This is a genomic window from Paenibacillus barengoltzii NBRC 101215 (assembly GCF_004000745.1).
Classification (GTDB): Bacteria; Bacillota; Bacilli; order Paenibacillales; family Paenibacillaceae; genus Fontibacillus; species Fontibacillus barengoltzii.
On the sequence record NZ_BILV01000023.1, the window covers coordinates 23,132 to 44,377 of the forward strand.

The following is a 21,246-nucleotide window of genomic DNA, read 5'->3' on the forward strand; positions in this document are numbered from 1 at the left end:
GATCTTTGACTAGGGTGAAAGCTTGAGTTCAAACGTCCGGTCATAAGGTGTCAGCAGATTCACGACGAGCGCCCGGCAATTGACGGGGATCGCGGTATTGTTTAACCCTGCAGCTTGATGTTCCATCACACCGCCATGCAGCTCAATCCAATCCTCACCGGAGGAGAAGCGGACCTTCCCCTGCTTCCAGAACCACATCCCGTTCTCCGCCTGTTCCACCATCTCTTCGCCCGACATCTCGCTTTCTTGGCCAAAGAGGAACGTAAGCTGCGTTAGAATCGGTTCTTCACGGGCGCATTGAACGCGAAGGCTCCACCCCTCTGCGGTCTCCAAGACCTCGACCTCGACCCGATGCTGCTGCTCATGGGTAACCGCCCGCTGATGATGGGGCAGCAAATACCAGGGGCTCACCGGCCCACTCGCCGTTTCGGGCAAGAGCTCCTTCACAACGGGAGCATAATATCCCTTGCGTTCCGTAGCAGATAGGCGGTAGCCAGACTTTGAGCTTCGTCTCAAGCCGCGCTCCTGCACCTTACCCTGCTTCTCTCCCTGGTCGTGCACTTCCCTCTGCGCTTGTGCCTCCTCCGCCGCATGCTCAAGCACCTCCATCCGCTCCAGCTTCACGTACCCTGGCGCGAACGCAGATGCCAGCTGCACCGCCAGCAGCCGCACGCTGCCGTGTCGCAAGGCAAAGAAGGAATTCGCTTCCGTCATCACGGTGGCACTTGTCTTCCCATGCCGATGACGAGCAATTGGTGCGCCAAAATCGGGATGCAGCTTGCTGTGGTATATTCGCCCGTGGTGTCCGGCCGCCTCCATCCCGCTTAAGTATCGCTCACGTGGAAAGCTGCCGTTGAGCACGACCCGATAGTCTTCCGGCAAAGGGATAGGTGGAATCGCCGGCTGACGGAGCTCGGGATAACGAAGCAATCCCAGAAGCGCATGGTTCGGCAATCCGCCCGGATGCCTCAACGAACGGCCGGCCAGTTCGGCGATGGCCTCGAACAGCGGGTCTTTGTCGCGGTTCGCCAGCCATTTAGCCGCAAGGAAATAACCGCTCATATCAAACGGATAGCCATAATCCTGGCGTCCGGAGTAATCCGTGACCACCTCTCCGTTCGGGTGGATCAAATACACCATCATCCGCAGGTTGCGGCGAACCGGTTCAAGCAGCGCAGGCAACCCCAATTGCTCGGCAGCAAAGATCATAACGATGTCGCTGACCGCGTTATAGATTCCGTTGCTGCGTTCCGTCCACTCGCCGTCTTCCGTGCAGTCGATCCCTTCCGCAAGCCATGCTTCCGCCCGCTCCTTCAACTCCGGCCGTCCAGTCAGCTTGTACATGAACCCAAGCGCAGAGCACAATACCCAGCGATGATTGGGTGTATGACAACCGCCCGTCAATAGCACCGGCAGCGTCCGCTCCAGGAAAAGCCGAATCTTGTCTGCCGCTTCCCGAACCGGGGCATATTCGACCGTATGAGCATCGAGCAGCTCATAGACCTGGGCAAGTCCGCTTACTACAAAAGCGGTATCAGGCGGCGAATGCAAATTGGTCCAGGGCGGCGTGATTGAGCCGTCGGCATGCTGCGACCGCAGCATAAACTGGGCCGCCAGTTCCAAACGCTTCAGCAATGTCTCGCTGTGATAAAACCGGGAATCCTCGTTCACCAGAGCGCATGCCCAGATGGCCATATCCTTCGGCGTTCCGCCGTGGCTCGGCCAAGCGATTCCGTTTGCCGGGTCGATGACTCCGCCATAAAAGCGATTTTCCGGATCAAGAACCTGCAGCTCCATCGCCGCTTGCGCGAACTCATCGTTCATAGCCACCAGCTTGTCGTAAATTTCCTGTTCCAACCCGCCTCTCCCCCTCCGTGTAGTCACAGCATCAAAAAATAAACCGCTCCGTTATCCCTTCACTGCGCCAAGCATCACGCCGCTGACGAAATAACGCTGCAACCACGGGTATACAAGCAGGATCGGAATTGTCGCGAACATCACGCTCGCTGACTTCAAGCCTTCCGAAACGAGCTTCGTCATCGCACCAGCGCCTTCCGCTGCCAAGAGATCGGAAATCATGTTATTTTGGATCATCTGATACAGCTTTAATTGCAACGGGTACAACTCCGGACTGTTAATATACATCAACGTATCTTGAAATCCGTTCCACCGTCCGACCGCATAGAACAAGCTGAGGGTCGCGATCACTGGCAGCGACAGCGGCAAGATAATATGGATCAAGGTGCGAATATGACTGCTGCCATCGATCTCCGCCGATTCCTCCAGCCCCTCCGGAATGTTGTTAAAGAAAGTGATCAGGATGATCAAGTAAAATGGATTAACGAGTCCTGGAAGCACCAGAGCCCAGATCGAATCCAACAGGTTCAAGCTGCGAACCAAAATATACTCCGGGATGATCCCTCCGCTGAAGAACATCGTGATCACGACGACCGTCATAAACAATTTGCGGCCTCTCAGCTTTCGCTTGGACAACGGGTAGCCGGCAGCGATCGTCATCAACATGCACAGCAGCGTATACAACACCGTCAACAGCACCGTAAATCCCAAAGATCGAATCATTGATGGATCCTTGAACACTTGTTTATAAGAATCAAACGTCAATTCTACCGGAAGCAAGCTGACCTTCCCGGACAGAATCGGCCCTGCTGAGCTTAAAGATACGGCGAGAATATGAACAAATGGAGCAAGACACAGCAACGTGGCGACAGCAATCACGACAAAATTGACAACATCGAACACACGGTTAGCGGTTTGTTCCTTCACGTCCGTCCGCTCCTTTCCTCAACGTGCATACCACCTAAACCTCCCTATACTTCCTATATGATTCCTTCATCGGTAAGCTTCTTGGAAATATGGTTGGCCGACAGCACCATCACCAGCCCAACAACGGCCTGGAACAAGCCAACGACCGTGGCGATCGTGTACTGACCGGATTGCAGCCCGACGCGATAAACGAACGTACTCAGCACATCGGAATACTCGCGTACGGCTAGGTTGCCAATCACATATGGCCGATCAAAGCCAATCGTAATTAAGTGGCCCAAATTAATGATCAGCAGCATCACGATGGTGGATTTTAATCCGGGGAGGGTAATATGCCAGATTCGTTTTAATCTACCGGCTCCATCAATGCTGGCCGCCTCGAACAACTCTTTGTTGATGCCTGTGAGCGCCGCCAAATAGATGATCGTCCCCCAGCCTGCACTTTGCCACATGCCGATGAGCAAATATGTGACCAGCCAAATATTTTTCTCGGTGAGAAAAGGAACCGCCTCAAAGCCCATCGAGGTGATCACATTGTTGATCAACCCGGACTGCGTCCCGAACACCTGCGCGGCAATCCCGCCGATGATCACCCAAGAGATAAAATGCGGGATGTAGAGAATCGTTTGCGACAGCTTCTTAAACCATTGAACCCGCATTTCGTAAAGCAGGATGGCCAGAATGAGCGGGGCCGGAAAGGAGACGAGTAAATCCAAAAAATTCAGCATCAGCGTATTGCGAAGCGTGAGATAGAAGTCCCGCATCCCAAACACTTCCCGGAACGCCTCAAACCCAATCCATTTGCTGCCCCCGATCCCTTGAAAGAAGTTAAAATCCTTAAAGGCAATCTGAATCCCGTACATCGGGCCGTATCGGAATATCACAAAATAAGCGAGCGGTAAGGCAAGCAAAGCGTATAACTGCCAATATCTGCGGATATAAACTTTCCAGCTCACAGCGGTCCCCTCCTGATGCGTTAGTCAACTGCGAAGAGGGAGTAAAACAACCCCACTCCCCGCAGTTAACCTAACTCGATTTATTTGGATTTCATTTCTTTGTAGACAGCTGTGCGCTCGTCAAGGATCGCTTGGCCTCCGCTGGCCATATAGTCCTTCATCATCGATTCGTATACGCTTTCGAATTGCTCCGGCTTAGCCATCGTCACCTTGACGAGCATCTCGTGGAACTTCTCCTGCAACGTGGTTCCGTACTTCGTCTGCGCTTCAATTGGTTTACTCATCACGACGGGCTGAATCAGATCCGTATTCGCGATCTCTTGAGCCTCCGCAACATCCTGCTGATATCTTGGCGGGAATTGCATCGCCCGGGCTTTCAGGTTTAATTCATCGCTGCCCAGCTGCTTGCCGTTGGAGATAATCGCCATATCGCCGCTGTTAAACAGGCGGCTTAAGGCTTCTTCCGTTGGGTTCTCTACAGCAACCGGTACGCCGTCGACCATGGTATAGTTCTCGCCTTCGACGCCGTTTTGCATATGGAACAGGTGGTCATCGGAAGCCATCCACTCTAGGTATTTGATCGCTTCCACCGCACGTTCGCTAGATTTCGGAACCATAATGTACATGCCGTTCGGGTTGTACATCGGTTTAGCGTGCTTGCCCTCAGAGTTGGTGAAGACGTCGACCGATTTGAGAATCGCGCCGGGAACATTTTCCTGGAGAGTGGCGTAAGGGCCGTTTTCATAGAATGGATTCACATCATCCTCGCTGAAAAAGCCAACTTTCCCCGAGGATACGTCCTCGCCTAGTTTTTTCTTGTCTGTATCCAGCGCGAAGTCCTTGCTGATCAAGCCTTCATTGTAAAGCTTATTCATAAATTGCAGGCCGTTCTTAAAGCCTGGCAGCAACGTCGGATAATCATTGGAGCCTAGGGTTTGGGTCAAGGTGTAGGTTTGTTCTTCGGTTAACGGTTCGATGAAAGACCAGAGGAGAGGTTCATACTGCGCGTTGGCAACGGTCATGGCCATTGGGATGACTTGGCCGCCCGTTTCTCCAGGATCCTTCTCCTTAAAAGCCTTCAGCACATTGTATAGCTCCTCTGTGGTTTGCGGAACAGGCAGTCCCAGCTTATCCAGCCAATCCTGGCGGATGAAGGAAGCATATTTGCCCAACTGCGTACGTTTGGCCGAAACTGCATATTGCGTGCCTTCATATCGGCCGTATTGCAAAATTTCTTCGCCGAGGAAAGCCGTTAAGTTCGGGGCATATTGTTCAAGAAGCGGAGCCAGATCGGTCAAGCCGCCCTGAGAAGCATAGCGGTTAAACGTGTTGGTGTCATAGGTGAACACAATGTCCGGTACGTCGCTGCCGCTCGCCATCAAGACGTTCAGCTTCTCGACCTCTTCGGAACGGGGAATCGGTACAAATTCGACATCGATGTTATTCGGATCACCGAAGCTCTCCTGAACGTATCTCGTCAAGTAGTTGTCGGTAATCGTAGCTCCGGCCGGAGAATTCCCGCGATCGAACACCTCAACCTTCAGTGTAACCCGCTTGCTGCTGGATTCGCCCGATTGTGCTGAGCCACTGGGATCATTGGATTTCGAATTCGACGAAGACGAACAGGCTGTAAACAACAAGGAAGTAATCAAAATAATCGTAGTGATAGCTAATCCTGATCTTTTTTTGTTCCTCATCTTTCTTCATCCCCTTCTTCTCGAATAGTTGTATCCTCTGATCGGAAGACGTAAGACGTGAATTCGTGAATTGGCGGATTCACACTTTTTTCACTGCGGCTGACGCCCCCCGTCCAGATTGACCCAAGTATGCCATGGCTCGCAAAGGGGCAGCAATAAACTAGTTTCGGACGGATAAACCACCATCCTGATATCCAAATTGTGGTAAAATAAAGCGATTTCCCGCAATAAACCAATTTCGTTATTTCTCGGAATGCCGGGACTTCGCGGGTTTGAGCCTCAGCCTTCTGAAATCGCCGGGCGTCACGCCAACGATCTTTTTGAATACGCGGCCAAAGGTAATCGAATTGGCATACCCTACGCGAGTAGAAATGTTCTGGATCGTCTCGTCAGTTTCAGCCAGCAGCTCCTGGGCTCGCTCCATCCGCAGCTGAACGATAAAGTCAACGAATTTCATGTTGAACTCTTCCTTAAACAGATAGCTCGCGTACTTCGCCGAAATATGAAACCGATCGCTGATATGCTTCAAGGAGAGATCTGGATTCTCAAAGTTCTCCTCAATGTAGGTTTTAAGCTCGCCCACCATCGCCCGGTGGTTTTTGGTTTCGCTGTGTGCCACATATAAGCGGTACAGCCCTGTTAAGTAATCGGAGTATAGCGATTTCAACTGTTCCAGAGTGCCTGCCTTTTTCACGTCATGCTGCAATTTCTTCATCGCTGGACCGTGAAAATAGTTGTGAATCTCTTCAGAAAGAGACGCCAGCTCGTAACCCAGCATATCGATCAGCATCTGCAGCAGCATTCGGATATCCTCGTCCTTCAGACAATCGCTGGCCATCCGCTCAAACCACTGATCCAGACGCATGCGCCATTCGCCGTCCAAGTGCCGGAAATCGCGCACCAGTTCGGAAATCATCATTACATCCTGATGCCATCTGCGTTCGGCAGCCTGCGGCAGATCTTCGCTCAGGAAGATCGCCTCCTGACCGAGCGACAGCTTGTGCTGTAAGACGTCAAACGCTGCTTTATAGGAACGGTCAATGCGTTGCCATTCGTGTTCAACATGACCGGCACAGAATCGTAAGGAAAACCGCAGATGCTGCTCGATCCAGGCCTTCCCCTTATCCGCAAACCCGCGGATGGCCTGCGCCGCCGATTCATGAGTTGGGTCAACGCCAACGATCATGCCCAATCGATCCTCAGCGATCCATTCCGCCCAGCCGTAGAGCCCATCGATTTGTGCCAGCTCCTGAAGAACGTTCGTGAGCGCAAACTTGAGCGTATGCTGATCCCGTTCGGAGAACGAACTGCGAAAGTCCGGATAATTGCTGATTTCCACGAGAACAAACGCCAATTGGAGCGGCTCCTCCTTCGGCTGCACGCCCAGCTTCTTCAGGCGATCCCTGAGCATATCCGGCGTCTCGCCCTGCATCAGGTCATAAAACAGCTGGCGACGGCTGGTCAGCAGGTTCTCGCGCTGCTGCTTCTCGTAATCGGCAGCTTGCTGAATTAAATCCTCCAGCGCCCGGTCGATCAGCGACAGCTCATCCATCTTCAGGCCAAGCTCGTCCTCCCGCTGCCTGAGCGATTCGATGCGGCCGACCATCGCTCGGATCGGTTGATAATTTTTTCGAGTGATAAAAATCAAATACACCAGAGCGGCAACCACTGTCGCAATCCCAAGCACGACCCAGATATAAGAGATAAATGAGACCCACGTAAACAGCTGCCCGGCGGCAAGGCCGCTCTCGAAATGCCATCCGAGCACCTCCGATGTTACCCGATTGACAACGCGGTTCTTCTCTCCCTGTTGCGGCATATCGGAAGGACGCGTAGAGAACAGCAGCTCTCCAGATGCATCGCGCACGTCCAGGAAAGAAACCTCGCTGTCGTTCATGGAGCGAATCATTCGCTCGATCGCATACATATCGAGATTGATGACGACCAATCCATCATCACCGAAAGGGAGCGGTTCTCGCTTGTAGCTGGATATCACTCGTTTCTCCTGATCCGTGCTAAACTCCCGGTAGCCGCGAATCGGCGACCAGCTTCGATCCTCCAGCTTCGTTAAGGCGGCCTCAACGAAAGCGCGGTCGGCAAACGTTTCTAAATCCATCAGACCGCTGCGTGTCAGTACTCTTCGATCTTTGATCCGATAAATATAAATGGATTCAATCAGGCTGTCCCGAGAAGCCAATTCGCGAATGCTCGCTGCTACATCCAAGATGATCTGGCTGTCCTGTTCGGTGAGTGCCACGTTAAGGAAATCCTCGTACCGTTTGTTTTTTTCGACTTCCTCCAGCACGTCCATCTCGATGCCTTTCAGCGAGCTGGTCAGCCGCCCTACCACATAATCCGTTGTGATCCGATCGGCCTTGACCGTCTGCTTATACGAGATATCGCTAACAATAATTACGAAGATAAAAAACAACACTGCCACCGTGATCAAAAAGATGGGAAAGTACGATAACAGCATCCGTCGGTACCAATTTCCTCTCATTTCACCACTCCCACATCGAATGCATTTTCGTCGTCCACAAAAATAAAAAAGAAAGCGTTTTCTTAAGATTGTATGGACAGCCATTAGCGAAGTCAACGAATAGATGGAAGCAGAGAGGATTTTTTTAGGGGATGGGTAGTTTCGAGCATCCTTTTGCATCATTATCCCTTTTGTTAAGGGAACAGGTTGGAGGTATAGCATAAGAAGGATATGAGGTGCGGAGAAATGGATAGTTTGCGGTCCATGAAGGCACCAAGCTTGCTGGCGGATCAAACGGGATAATGGTGGAAAAGACGCCCAAAACAGGGGTGACTTAAGGAAAATAATACAGCGCGAGCCCCGTGACTGACGCCTTGGACTCTCGCGCTGTGGCGTTACCCCCGTCTCCTACTCTGTTCCCGATTCCAAACTGGCCGACGTTTCCCCGACGCTCTCCGACATTTCTCTGCTGACGCGCAGACCGCGGTATTCCTTTGGCGTCATCCCTGTATAGGTTTTAAACACGGACACGAAGTACTTATACTCTCTGTAGCCGACCTTGTCCGCAATTTCGAATACCTTATCTTGCGTCGTAGCGAGCAAATGCTTGGCTTGATCAATCCGCATCTCATTCATGTATTCCGTAAACCCTTTTCCCGTGCTTTGCTTAAAAATGTAACTGAAATAACTCGGCGTGATTTTCAGCCAAGCCGCAACCTCAGAAGCCTTCAGATCCGTGCGGTAATGGCCGATGATGTATTTTTTCGCTTTTTCCACAATCCAATACGACTTGTCGATTCCGTTCTGATCGATTAACCGCTTCAGTTCCTCCATATCCTCAAGAACAACAGTTTCTAATCCAGCATAGGAGTTATAAATATTCGGGTCCGGCTGTCCCCGGAGGGCGTAGTCCAACCCGGTCATCCCGCTTTTGCGCAAACGCTGGCGGAGCAGGGCAAACAATTCTTCATACACGTTCCAAGCTTCCGGCAGAAGATACCCCGATTCCCGGAAAAAACGAAACATGCCCTCGACCAAACGATGAACTTCTTCCCGATCCTGCTTAAATAACGCAGCTACGAGACATTGCACCATCTCGGTACTATCGAAGGCCGGCAACACCCGCTCCGACATCACCTCTTCACCATAACGGGGCGTCAGGACTTCTCGACCGTCCAGTACATGGAACGACAGCAGGCGTAACGCTTCAGCGCATCGAAGGGCAGTTTCCCCTAAATCCTCGTACACGGTGGAAACCCCGCCATAAATTCGCGCTCCGACTTCAGAGTTAATTGAGCCAATCGCTTTGGCCACCCACTCATCCCACACACCGGGCTCGATGCGGCTCTCCGCCGTCAGCAGGGTCATCAGCAGATTTTCATGGTCGAAGACGGATACTACATGGAAGGGACTGCCTTCTAACGCACGCTGCCAACCGAGCTGCCAGGCCTCCTGAACGGTCGCGTAGGGATCCGCCCCCATACTGGCATAGCGTTCGTGGAACTCCGCCAGCTGAGTTGCTGCAATTCGGAATTGCACACCGTTCAGTGAAGCTGGAGGCTCCTGGCCAAACGCCATCCCGTGCCGAGCCATGCCCGACAGCCACAACTCGATCTCCCGCGTCGTTTCTTCCTTGCCGCCGGTGTGGATAGCGGTAACGATTTTTTTCACGACCGAGCTCAATTCTTCAATATCGACCGGCTTCAATAAATAATCGCCCACGCCAACTCGAATGGCTTGGCGCGCATATTCGAACTCCTCGTATCCGCTGATCATGACGATTTGTACCTCAGGATGGCGGTGCCGTACCTCCTTGGCCAATTCCAGCCCATCCATACCGTCCATACGGATATCAGACAGAATCAGCTGGGCTCCATGCTCTTCAATGAGCCGCAGCGCTTCGAATCCATCATACGCCTCACCTACGACTTCCACGCCAAGCTGCGTCCAATCGATCGTATAACGCAGTCCTTCGCAAATGACCGCTTCATCGTCCACAATCAGCATTTTCACCAGTTTGCCTGCATCTGCAGGTGCTACATTCGTGATTCGATCATTCGGATTCATTGGGCTCACCTCCCGGATGGCCGGGCTCGGCAATAGGGAAACGAAGCCGTACCCACGTGCCCGCCGCCGTAGTATCGACAATCTCCAAACCATACGCCTGTCCGTAAAAAATCGTGAGTCTTTCATGGATGTTCAGCAAGGCTCCTTCCCGGATTCCGCCGGTTTCTCGCCGCCCCAACGCGTTGCGGATCACCTCCGCTTTCCCTGGATCCATCCCCTTGCCGTTATCTATCACGTCTACCCAAACTTCATCCTGACGGGCGTAACAACGCACGTTTATCATGCCGTACGGTTTGCTGCGATCCAGTCCATGCTTGATGAAATTCTCCACCAAGGGCTGAAGTGTAGCCTTCAACGTCACAGTCTCCTCAATCCCCGCCTCGATATATAACGAATACTTCAGCTTCTTCTCACCTAACCGGCGCTGCTGCAAGTACAAATACGATTGAGCAAATTCCAGTTCTTTGCGCAACGTGGTCTGGTAGTTTCCATTGCTCATGCTGGAACGGAAGAACTTCGACAACATTTCGATCAGTTGGCTCGACTTGGATGCCTGCTCCAAACGTGCCGTCCAACGAATCATATCCAGCGTATTATATAAAAAGTGCGGATCCATCTGATTTTGCAGAAGCTTCAGCTCGGACTCCCGTTCCCTTAACTCCAGCTTGTATTTATGCTCAATCAGTTGTTGGATCGTCTCGACCATCTCGTTAAACTTGCGGTTTAATTCGGAGATCTCGTCGTTGGATTTGACCGGAACCCGAGCGTTGAAGTCCCCGTAGGTAACTTTGCTGGTTTCTTTTTTCAGCCGTAAAATGGGGCGAATGATCGTGTAATGAAACCCGATCAATGCAGTTAAGCCCAGCATCATGATCGCCGCCAGAATGAACAGCATGATCATTTTAATGCCGCGGAACTCCTCAGACACCTTCGCTTCGGGAATCATGGCGACCAGTGTCCAATCCGTATTCTCCATTTTTTTATATAAAGTTAAATAACGTTGGCCTTTCACCTCATAGGTTAGGTCCCCTTGTCCGGAGGCCGACAGCTTGTCCAGCAACGACTCATTCGGATGAAGATCTTTCGGCGACGGTGGATTCGTCCTTAATATCTCCTGGCCTTCCGGGCCAACGATAAAGACGCTTCCCACACCGTCCTTGAAAATTCCTTTCTCCAACAAGCCCACAATGCTTGCTTCATCCAAGCGGATAATTAACCTTCCCAGCGGTAAGGTGATTTTACTGTAGGAATTGAGAATTCGGAACATCGACAGCACCCGAACCTCACCGTTCCAATCGCTGTGCAGCGAGTACCCTTCGGTCCAAGTAATCCCGCCTTTTTGGGCCTTTGCGGCCTCCTCCCATTTCGTTTCGTCTCCGCGGAACGGCTCACCCATTTCAATCGAGTTGCCGTTAAACCCGAGAATCTCAATGGAACGAATATATCCCTTTGACATCAGTTGAAACGTCAGGAAATCCTCGATATTCCGTTTCAGAACTGCTTGTTGTTCACTGCTCAAGGGTGGAGAGGTGCGCAGGAAGTTGCGCATATCTGGACTTAAAATGAAGTAATTGGCGATGTCTTCCACCATTTTGGTTTGCTCGCCAAGCTGGCCGACGACGTTATCAAGGTTCCGCTTCGTGGAATTGATGAACTGCTCCCGAAGCACCTCATTAAATTGAACTTGCACGACCACACCGACGCCAAACGTCGGCAAAATGACGAAGATGAGGAAAATGACAAGCGCCTTCCGCTTTAAGCCAAAGCTGCCTAGAAACCTTTTGTAGCTTGCCATCGCACATCGCCTCCGTCCGGTCGTGATGCTATGTGAACCTTAGTTACCCTTTGACCGCCCCTGCCGTCATGCCGGTAACCAGTTGTTTTTGCAATAATAAATAGAAAATAATGATCGGAATCAGCGCCATCGTCAGCGCTGCCATTTGCAACGTCAGATTCGCCGTTTCGATGCCTACGAAGTTGGCCAAGCCAAGCGGCAGCGTCTTGAGCTCTGATGAGCTGATTAATACTAAAGCGAACAAATATTCATTCCAGTTATAGATAAAGTTGAGGATAATGACGGTTGCCATTGCAGGTCTTGTAATAGGGAGGATGATCGACCAGAAAATTCGGAAAATACCTGCGCCATCCATGACGCCCGATTCCTCGAGATCCTTGGGGAATCCCCGCATGAAGCCCTCCAGAATAATGATCGTTAACGACAGGTGGAACGCTGTATACGGCAAAATCAACGATAAATGGGTATCTAACAGGTGTAATTTCTGCATGATCAGAAAGATCGGAATCAATGTTGCGTGAATTGGCACAAGCATGCCCAACAGAAATACGCCGTAAGTGAAACCTCGCAATCTAAATTGAAACCGTGATAGAAAATAGGAGGCTAAGGCCCCTAAAAATACGGTGACTACCAAGGAAGCAAAGGTAACAAACAAACTGTTCAGAAAGTATACATTCATATTGGCTACTTTCCACGCCTCCGCGTAGTTGGACACATGCAAGGCTTCCGGCAGCGAAAACGGGCTGAGCGCGTATTCCTGTTCATTTTTGAAAGAGTTAACGACCATCCAGAACAGCGGAATTATATTTATGATAGCGAATAGACTTAGAAAAGTGTAGGCCAATATTCGGAACCCAATGGACTTCATGCTCATAGCCATTCCCTCCTTTCTTTATGCATCTTTGTCTCGACCTAGGCGATTGACAATCGAGATCACGATCAAACTGAACAGTAAGATTAAGATTGCAACTGCACTGCCGTAACCATAGCGCATATTTATAAAGGCGCTGTTGTACATATGAATGGTCATCACTTCGGTTTGGTGTGCAGGACCGCCGCCCGTCAAAATCTGAATTAAGTCGAAGACGCGGAAGGAGTTACTGATGCTATAAACAACCCCAACCATCAGCGTAGTGCGAATCATCGGGATCGTAATCAGGAAGGTGCGTTTGAGCCCTGTGGCCCCATCCAGCTCGGCAGCTTCGTTGACCTCGTCGGGGATGTTTTGCAATGCGGCCAGAAAAATAACCATATATAGACCACAGTTCTGCCAGATATACGCCAAGCTGATCGACAACATGGACCAACGGTCATCGCCAAGCCAGTTCTGCTTCCAACTGTCGAGGCCCACGAGGCCCAGCAGGTTATTAAGCATCCCGTATTCCGTGTTATAAACCATGCCCCATATCAAGGACACCATGACGGAAGAGATGACTACGGGCATAAAGCCAACCGTGCGGAAGAACCCGGAACCCTTCAGTCCGCGATTCAGCAACAGCGCTAGCAGTAATCCAAGCGGAATTTGGCCGATCAGACCGGTCACCATGATGATGACGTTATTTTTGACCGAGAGCCAGAAGGTGTCGTTGCCCAGAATTTTCGTGAAGTTATCAAGACCAACGAACTCCATCGATCCGATGCCGTTCCAGTCCATCAACGAATAGTACAGCGACACACCGATCGGTACAATGGCGATTCCCAGATAGATGATCAGGGCAGGTAATAACCCAATAAAGATCGCCAGTTTCGCGCCTCGTAATGTTTGCATCAGGGGTTCCCTCCTTTATATCTAGATTCAACTCCGATGAATGAAGAAAACCCGAGGAACGGGTTTTCTATCACGCATCGATATGGATACCGTGCTATTGCCTCATCATCATGTCTATCTCATGTCATCCATCGCCTGTTGAACCTCTGCAGCCAGTTCCTCAGGAGTCGTACGTCCCATCATCATCGACTGCAGGCCATTTTGTAACACATCGACGACTTGGGTCGGAATTAAACTATCGAAGACCGGAGACATTCCGTTGCTCGTCAAAGCCAGCATTTCCTTCAAATAAGGACTTGCATCCTCAGGAACATCAATTTTCGCTGGGACCACTACGCCCTTACGTGCCAGTTCCTTATATAGATCCTCGCTGACAAAGAACTTCAGGAACTCTTGGGCAGCCTGCAGCTTCTGTTCATCCAACCCGCTCTTGATACCGATGCCAAATTGCATGATTCCGGCACTCTTCTTCGGATCGCCCTTACCACCTTCAAAGCTCGGCAACAAAGCAATCCCAAACTTATCGCCTTCTTCGTTATTCATCCGGATCCGCCCATCCACCGTTGCCGACGAAATATGCATGGCGGCCTTACCTTGGATCAAATAATCCTGACTTTGTACCGAGTCCATATTATTGGCATCTGTATTAAAAGCTCCCAGCTTAGTCAACTCATCAATAACTGCCAGTGCTTTCACGAACTCAGTGTCGGTAAACTTCGCCTTCCCTGCCAAAACAGCGGGCAAAAAGTCGCTGCCTGTAAAACGATCGCCAATGCCGGATACGTATGTGGATTGCAGCGGCCATTGTTCCTTGTTGCCTAACGAAATCGGTGTAATCCCTGCTGCTTTCAGCTTGGTTATTACATCGATAAAGCCTTCATAAGTATCCGGGAAATGGTCATAGCCCACCTGGGCAAACATCTCTTTATTGTAGTAAATGATATCAACAAAGTTTTGTTTGGTCGGGATCGCATACTGCTGACCGTCTACATTAAAGCCGCTCAAGGCATATTCCGGCAGGAGATCCTTCCAATTGTCCATCATGTCATTAATCGGTTGAAGCAAGTTCCCGGCTACCAGCGGGTCCAGATCCGCTCCCGGCCATATGACATTGATATCCGCCAAGTTGTTGGCAGCAGCCAGCGTACGCAGCTTCGTCTTGTATTGTGCAGAAGGCACGCTGTCTTGCTTGATAATAATATTGGGATGTTGCTTCTCGAACTCTGCAATACGTTCTTTATACACTTCGTTATCCACATTCGGGGTAGTCCAAGGGTGCATCATGGTTAACGTAATTGTCGGCTCCGTTCCTGAACCGCTAGTATTGTTCGCATTACTTGCACTATTACTGCCACACGCGGTGACCAACAACATCAATACAGCAAGAAAGCCAAGCATGATCGATTTTCTACTTCGGTTTGTTCTCCTCATCGTACAACCCTCTCCCTTATCGAATTTAGAACTTCCTAAGAAAATAACAGAAAATGATCTAATATATTTCTTCATCTGTTATATCGCTTATTATATAGACGGATCCGATATCTAAACATCCCATGATTTTTCGATTATATCTAATATTTTGAAGTAATTCTAAATATAACTTACTTAATATGTTATATATACTAACACAACTATTGTGTTGAGGGGTTGCAGCAGAAGTTGGAGCTTCTATTTGGTAACGCTTACATTAGTTGATTATAGATAACCGCTTTATGCGGCTATCTTCCTGCTAGTATTAAGCTTGCGAGTCTTTCAAAATATGGTCCACCAATTCATCTACCGGCACCGTAGCCAGCGCGATCGCGGTATCCGTCACCCCATAGTAGATATAGAGTAAGCCGTCTTTAACGACATTCCCCGTGGGGAAGATGACGTTTGGAATCTGATAGCCAAATTTCTCGTAGTACGTTTCCGGCTCCATGATGAAGTTTTTCGTGCGGGCGATGATCTTCTCTGGATTCTCCAGATCCAGCAGCATCGCCCCTACGCGGTAAACGACCTCATCATCGACGCCGTGGTACAACACGAGCCATCCGCGATCCGTCCTGATCGGCGGCGTCGATCCCCCAATTTTTCGCGATTCCCAGGCCATGTTCTCCGCTTTCGCCAGCAACTTCGGCTCTTCCCAATGGATCAGATCCTCGGAATAGGTAATCCACATCGCTGCTTTTTCCGTGCCGTACGCATCGCCGACGTATTCCTCCGGCCGCCGCAGCAGCACGAACTTGCCGTTAATCTTCTCGGGGAACAGGATGTTGTCGCGGTCATTGATATCCAGCGGCGTTGTGTCGGCAACGAATTCCCAATCGATCAGGTTCTTGGAGGCAACAATGGAGGAACGCGTCAGCCAATGTCCTTCCTGCTCTCCCCAACCGTCTGGGTATTTCGGAATGGAACGCTCCGGAACGCCTCTTCCTGTCGGATAATAACTCATTGCACATGGACGCAGCGCGTAGTTCATATAAAACGTGTCATCGATTTTTACAATCCGCGGGTCCTGCACACTGCCGTACGGGAAACCTAGCATGTCCGGCGTAATGATCGGCTCGTCCTTTACATGGGTGAAATGCACGCCGTCTTCGCTTTCCAACAGCCCCAAGTAGTTTTTGCACGGAGTCAGCGATCCTGCCGTCCGTTCGATCATATAAAATTTGCCGTTATCCATGATCACCGCCGGGTTGAATACCGTCACTTTTCTCCACTCATATCCTCCCGGCACCACAATCGGGTTTTCCGGATGTCTCGTGATCTTCACCTGCGTTCCTCCTCTTAAACCCCTCTAACAATCTAGGTATCAAAATCTGTATTGTTATTATAGCCCCGGCGTTCTGACGGAAATATCCCATAAACTTTCAAAAATATCTGAATTATTCAGATCATTTATGGGGCAAAAAAAAACAGATTGCGGCATTTAATGCAACAATCTGGGGCCTGGCATTCTCCTTGTTATGCATCATAATCGACAATGTAACTTTGCAATTCCGTATTATAGTACCCAACGCTATATTCGGCCAATCTTCCCTGGGCATCCCGCGAATACCGCAAACGCTTCAGCACGGGGACTCCGTCTGCCAATCCCAGGAATTGCTTCGCCTCGGCGGGCGGAAGAGCCACCGTGAACTCGTCCCTCAGCTTGTCCAGCGATACGCCCCACTCTTCCAGAACCTCATAGAATGAGTGGTCGCGGAAATCTTCAAGCTCCGGTTCCGACGGTTCTTTCCAAGTGACGGCCAAATAATGCTCGTAAAAAATATAAGGCTCGCCGTCGAGATGATATGCTCGTTCCAGCTTCAAGCAGCGCTCCCCGAACAGCTTGTGAAGCTCGGAGCCCGCCTCGTTCCACAACGATGCGGCACGGAGCCATTCCTTGCGAATCTGATGATTCTCCTCCACTAGAATCTCCGTGAAGTGCTTCCATTTCGACCATTTGGAGGCGGCTTTGTTGCGGATCACTTTAGTACCTTTGCCGCTGCCCTTCTCCAGATAGCCTTCCTGGACGAGTTCCTGAATCGCGCCGCGGACGGTGATTTTACTCACGCCAAATTCCTGCTCCAGCTGAGGCTCCGAAGGGATATTCATACCAAGCGGGTATACGCCATGTAAGATCCGTTCTTTCAGGATGTTTTTGATTTGTAAATACAACGGTCGATCTTTGCGGGACAACCTCACGAACCTGTACCCTACCTTTCCACATCGCCAGCGGCGGATTGCTCCATCGCCCGGAAGATATCTGCCTCCGTCGCCATCGGGGTATCACCCGGCACCGTATGCGCGAGCATGCCTGCCGCTGCCGCAAACCGGACGGTCTTCTCCGGTTCAAAGCCCTCCAACTCCCCATGGATCATCCCGCTCGCAAAAGCGTCTCCTGCCCCTATTCTATCATAGACGGAAAACGTCAGCCGTTCGGAGAACGCAAAACATCCCCCTTTGTACAGAAATCCGCGCAGCGAATGCGAGTTGTCGCCGTGGATCTGGCGATGGGTTCCGGCAATCACAGAAATGCCGTAGTTATCCGCCACGATCGGTATCAGCTCCTTCAACTGCTCTTCCCGATCCTGCTGGTTCGTAGTCATTCCCAAGGTCAGCAGCGCGTCTTTTTCATTCATCATCACGATGTCCGCCAATCGCAGCATCGCTTCATAATGCGGTTTCGCCTGGACATAGCCGTCTTCCCCCCATAGGGACGGACGGTAGTTGCAGTCAAAAATCACCTTGCCCCCCTGCCGCTTCACGGCTTCGGCGAACAACTTCATATGGGATCGTACGTCATCGTTCATCGCCAGCGTGATCCCATCGAAATGGACCGCCTCCATGCCAGCGGCAATGTCCTCGTAATCATAGGTTCCTTCCGGCGCAGTGTTAAAGCTGCTGTCCAACCGATTCGTATAGGTGACGCGGCTGGGCCGCACGCCAAAGCCATTTTCCAGGAAGTACATGCCTATGTACTTGCCTCCCCGGACAATGTGGGCCGTGCCGATGCCCAACTTGCGAAGGTAGGCGACAGCTGCATCGCCCAGCGGATTATCCGGCAACCGTGTGACTAGTACACCCTCATGCCCGTAGCGGGATAAAGCCGACACCACATTTACGCCGGTACCCGAAAAAGAATACTTCAACGTATCCGCCTGCGCTAACGTCTCATACCCCGGGACCTGCAGGCGCATCATTACTTCACCGAAGGCGGCAATACGATGTTTAGGCATAAGCATTCGCCAGCTGTTTCATGATTTGGGTCAGCAGATGCACATCTTCGGTCCGGGTGTTGCCGGTCTCTTTGTCGATGATCGAGGTATATACATGCGGAATGACTTGTGGAACCCCGGCTTCCAAGGCAATGCGCACGATCGGCTCAAAATTGTCCAGGTCGATTCCGCCGGTCGGCTCCAGCGCAAAATTCTCCTTCGCACAAGCAGCCGCTACCGCGCGAAGCTCTTCTTCGCGGCTTAAGCCTTGCATTGGGAAGTATTTGAGCGCATTGCCGCCCATATCGCGCACCAGCGCAATCGCTGCTTCAACCGGAACAATCGCTGGCTTCTCCTGGGCTGCGCTGGCCGGGCCGGTGGAGATGTTCACGTATCCCGCTTGCCCCGTCGGGGAGACCAAGCTGTTGATCCAGCCATCTTGTGCGCCAAGATTCGCTCGGGTCGCTCCAACCGCCGGGAACACCTGATTGATATGGCTGCCGGCATAATGCTTGGCGATCTCGGCAACGACGGCCGCCTGACGATTATCGCCGGCACCCAGACCGATCGACACTGCATCGTCAATTACCCGGCCGTATGCCTTCATTGCCGTTACGGCTTCCTCAACGCTAGCGTAGTCCTTCGACAGGACCCCAACGAGCACATAACCTTCCGCCGCTTCAAACACTTCCTTGGCGTTCGGAATATCTTTAGCCAGGACGTTGAGGGCTACCCGATTTTTATAAAAGCGTTTTGCGATTTGCGACATCTTATTGTCCTCCTGCCAATTCGCGAATTTTTGCGGCAATGACCTCGATATCGTCCCCCATCAGCGGGCGTGGATCGATATCAAAATACCCTTGTCTCACCCCATAATCCCGGGTGTAAATGGCAATATCCCCCGTTTGCAGCGCATGTACCATGTCCTTCGCCGAAATTCCAGCTTGCTGCGGGTCCACCTGCACTCGCGCCCGGAAAATCGCTCGCCCGGCTTCGTCCTGCACGATAGAGACCCGGATTCCCGGAAGCTCACTCAGCGGCATCAAGGTTTGCAAAGCCTCTTTTTCGCGCTCACTGTTGTCGGGTTTCACGGCGTACTCGTCCAGGGCTTGCAGCAACCCAAAGGTCGTTTCCTTGCCCACCTTCATGCTTCGTCCGATGCCGTGCAGCTGCACCTTTACCCATTCGATGTACTTGCGTTTCCCGGCAACGATACCGGAGGTCGGGCCTTCAATCGCTTTGGAGCCGCTGTAAATGGCCAAGTCGGAGAATTTCACGTACTTTTGCAGATCCTCCTCCGCCGCGGCATCGACGATCATTGGAATTTGATTCCGCTGCGCGACCTCCCACGCCTCTTCAACGGAGATCATGTTCTTCTGCACGGCATGATGTGATTTCACATAGAGGATCGCCGCAGTTCTGTCGCCGATCGCGTCTTCAATGTGCTCTGCTCGCCCTTCATTCGCGTAGCCCGCCTCCACCAGCTTGCCGCCGCCGAGGTACACCATCGTTTCCACGGGAGCGCCGTACTGCACGTTATGCCCCTTCAGCATGATGATTTCGTTACGGGGGATTTCCTCCTGATGCAGACGCAAGCTCTTGCGTCGGTCGCCTTGCGTTACGATTGCCGCAACCGACAAAGCGATGCCGCTGGATGCCGAGTTGACGACCACCGCTGCCTCCGATCCCACATGTTTGGCGACATAGTCTCCCGCCTTGTCCACGAGGTCAGCGATTTCGACGTAGCTTTGGCCGCCCCGCTTCATCGCGTCCATCACCGTGTCGCTTGGCGCCGATACGCCAAGGATGCTCATCCGCCCGCTGGCGTTAATCACGCGCTTAAGCCCATACTTCGCATTTAATGAATTTTCCATGGACGATCACTCCTTTCGCTTCGATACGGCGCTTCGAGACGCGCCGTTCTCCTTCCGAATCAACGAGTTCCACAGGTTCTTCCTTCACGACGAACAACGTTAAGTGGGCCGGGTCTCCAACCTGAATGCGGCCCAACTTCTCACGGCCCAGCCATTGTGCTGCTTGAGTGGTTACCGCAGCAATGACTTCCTCAAGCGAATAGCCAAGATAAAGAAATTTGCTCAGCACGTTGGCCATGCTGTACACCGGACCATTCAGCCGGTTCCCCCGGTAGATGTCGGTGCTGATCGTATCAGGGTGGATCCCTTGTCGCTTCGCCGCCTCGGCCACCCGAAACGAGAAGCTGGCCGTACCATGGCCTACATCAAGATGCACCCCGCGGCGGATTGCCTCGTTTAACACCGGGAGCGGTTCGCCAGCTTCATCAAATAAATTGTTCGCTTTCCCGTTGAGATAATGGGTAATGATATCTTTTCGTTGCAGCAGCGGGATCACCTCCCGGATATCGGGCGGCGCTGAGCCGATATGCACCATCAGCGGCAGCCCCGTCTCCAGCGACAGCTCCCTTCCGATCCGCAGCGGCATGACGCCGTTGTCGCGGACGACGCTCTGGCTGATTCGCGCTTTCAGGCCAACGATGGAGTCCCGATACTCGGCAAGTGCAGCCTTCAAGCGCTCACGGTCGATCCAAGCTAACTCCGACAGTTCGTCGATGCGTTTCAGTCCAATCCGCGAGATGTTCAAAAAAGCCAACAGATTGGTCTCCGCGTGCTTGCCGCTGGCCAGCAGATCGCCGATCCGATCCGCACCGCAGCTGCCGGCATCTATAATTGTTGTGACGCCTTGCTTCACGCCAATCTCATCGATCTCGTCACCGTACGGGTCGAACTCTGGAAATGCGTGGACATGCATATCGATCCAACCGCTGGACACATAGTGGCCGGTCCCGTCCCAGTCCCGATCGCCGCGAGCCTGGCCGGCTTCCGTGATCTCCGTGATGATCCCATCCTCGATCACAATGTCGATCGCTTCCCCATTAACTCTTTGGAGATGGCGATAAACGACTCTTTCCTTCATCATAGCTCGCCTCTTTTTAATAAGGATCGTTGTCATGCCTGCCTCTGATTGAATTTAGCATAACAT

16 protein-coding genes are annotated in these 21,246 nt (G+C 51.7%); all 16 read right to left on the bottom strand.

The window, feature by feature from the left end:
- Positions 1-9: 9 nt before the first annotated feature.
- On the bottom strand, positions 10-1,857 hold the full coding sequence (locus PBA01S_RS08655; protein ID WP_307719236.1) for a hypothetical protein: 1,848 nt from the start codon (positions 1,855-1,857) through the stop codon (positions 10-12).
- A 51-nt stretch (positions 1,858-1,908) separates the two neighbouring features.
- Positions 1,909-2,784 (bottom strand): carbohydrate ABC transporter permease, encoded by an 876-nt coding sequence (locus PBA01S_RS08660; RefSeq protein WP_028537391.1) that lies wholly within the window; start codon positions 2,782-2,784, stop codon positions 1,909-1,911.
- Between the two features lie 53 nt (positions 2,785-2,837).
- Positions 2,838-3,740, bottom strand: a complete 903-nt coding sequence (locus PBA01S_RS08665; protein WP_028537390.1) for an ABC transporter permease — start codon at positions 3,738-3,740, stop codon at positions 2,838-2,840.
- 80 nt (positions 3,741-3,820) lie between these two features.
- On the bottom strand, positions 3,821-5,437 hold the full coding sequence (locus PBA01S_RS08670; RefSeq protein WP_127575792.1) for an extracellular solute-binding protein: 1,617 nt from the start codon (positions 5,435-5,437) through the stop codon (positions 3,821-3,823).
- Positions 5,438-5,678: 241 nt separating this feature from the next.
- Positions 5,679-7,937 carry a helix-turn-helix domain-containing protein gene (locus PBA01S_RS08675; protein ID WP_127575793.1) on the bottom strand — a complete coding sequence of 753 codons (2,259 nt, stop codon included), beginning with the start codon at positions 7,935-7,937 and terminating at the stop codon, positions 5,679-5,681.
- A gap of 387 nt (positions 7,938-8,324) precedes the next feature.
- Positions 8,325-9,983 (bottom strand): response regulator transcription factor, encoded by a 1,659-nt coding sequence (locus PBA01S_RS08680; protein ID WP_085278043.1) that lies wholly within the window; start codon positions 9,981-9,983, stop codon positions 8,325-8,327.
- The gene (locus tag PBA01S_RS08685) at positions 9,970-11,778 is read right to left on the bottom strand and encodes a cache domain-containing sensor histidine kinase (RefSeq protein ID WP_127575794.1); all 1,809 of its coding nucleotides are present in this window, start codon (positions 11,776-11,778) and stop codon (positions 9,970-9,972) included. Before PBA01S_RS08685 ends, PBA01S_RS08680 begins: the two co-directional genes overlap by 14 nt.
- Positions 11,779-11,821: 43 nt before the next feature.
- The gene (locus tag PBA01S_RS08690) at positions 11,822-12,658 is read right to left on the bottom strand and encodes a carbohydrate ABC transporter permease (protein WP_371859511.1); all 837 of its coding nucleotides are present in this window, start codon (positions 12,656-12,658) and stop codon (positions 11,822-11,824) included.
- Between the two features lie 12 nt (positions 12,659-12,670).
- Positions 12,671-13,546, bottom strand: coding sequence for a carbohydrate ABC transporter permease (locus PBA01S_RS08695; RefSeq protein WP_127575795.1), 876 nt, complete (start codon positions 13,544-13,546; stop codon positions 12,671-12,673).
- A gap of 114 nt (positions 13,547-13,660) precedes the next feature.
- Entirely contained in the window at positions 13,661-14,977 is a 1,317-nt protein-coding gene (locus tag PBA01S_RS08700; protein ID WP_127575796.1) for an extracellular solute-binding protein, read from the bottom strand.
- A gap of 304 nt (positions 14,978-15,281) precedes the next feature.
- Complete coding sequence (locus PBA01S_RS08705; protein ID WP_016311306.1) at positions 15,282-16,301, bottom strand: glycoside hydrolase family 130 protein; 1,020 nt, start codon at positions 16,299-16,301, stop codon at positions 15,282-15,284.
- A gap of 191 nt (positions 16,302-16,492) precedes the next feature.
- Positions 16,493-17,215 (bottom strand): GntR family transcriptional regulator, encoded by a 723-nt coding sequence (locus tag PBA01S_RS08710; protein WP_028537383.1) that lies wholly within the window; start codon positions 17,213-17,215, stop codon positions 16,493-16,495.
- Positions 17,216-17,226: 11 nt separating this feature from the next.
- On the bottom strand, positions 17,227-18,249 hold the full coding sequence (locus tag PBA01S_RS08715) for a sugar kinase (protein ID WP_085168752.1): 1,023 nt from the start codon (positions 18,247-18,249) through the stop codon (positions 17,227-17,229).
- On the bottom strand, positions 18,242-18,997 hold the full coding sequence (gene dagF, locus PBA01S_RS08720) for a 2-dehydro-3-deoxy-phosphogluconate aldolase (protein WP_016311303.1): 756 nt from the start codon (positions 18,995-18,997) through the stop codon (positions 18,242-18,244). Before dagF ends, PBA01S_RS08715 begins: the two co-directional genes overlap by 8 nt.
- A 1-nt stretch (position 18,998) precedes the next feature.
- The gene (locus PBA01S_RS08725) at positions 18,999-20,102 is read right to left on the bottom strand and encodes a DgaE family pyridoxal phosphate-dependent ammonia lyase (RefSeq protein WP_016311302.1); all 1,104 of its coding nucleotides are present in this window, start codon (positions 20,100-20,102) and stop codon (positions 18,999-19,001) included.
- Positions 20,068-21,180 carry an amidohydrolase/deacetylase family metallohydrolase gene (locus PBA01S_RS08730; RefSeq protein WP_085168844.1) on the bottom strand — a complete coding sequence of 371 codons (1,113 nt, stop codon included), beginning with the start codon at positions 21,178-21,180 and terminating at the stop codon, positions 20,068-20,070. The genes PBA01S_RS08725 and PBA01S_RS08730 overlap by 35 nt, the downstream gene beginning before the upstream one ends.
- Between the last annotated feature and the right edge of the window lie 66 nt (positions 21,181-21,246).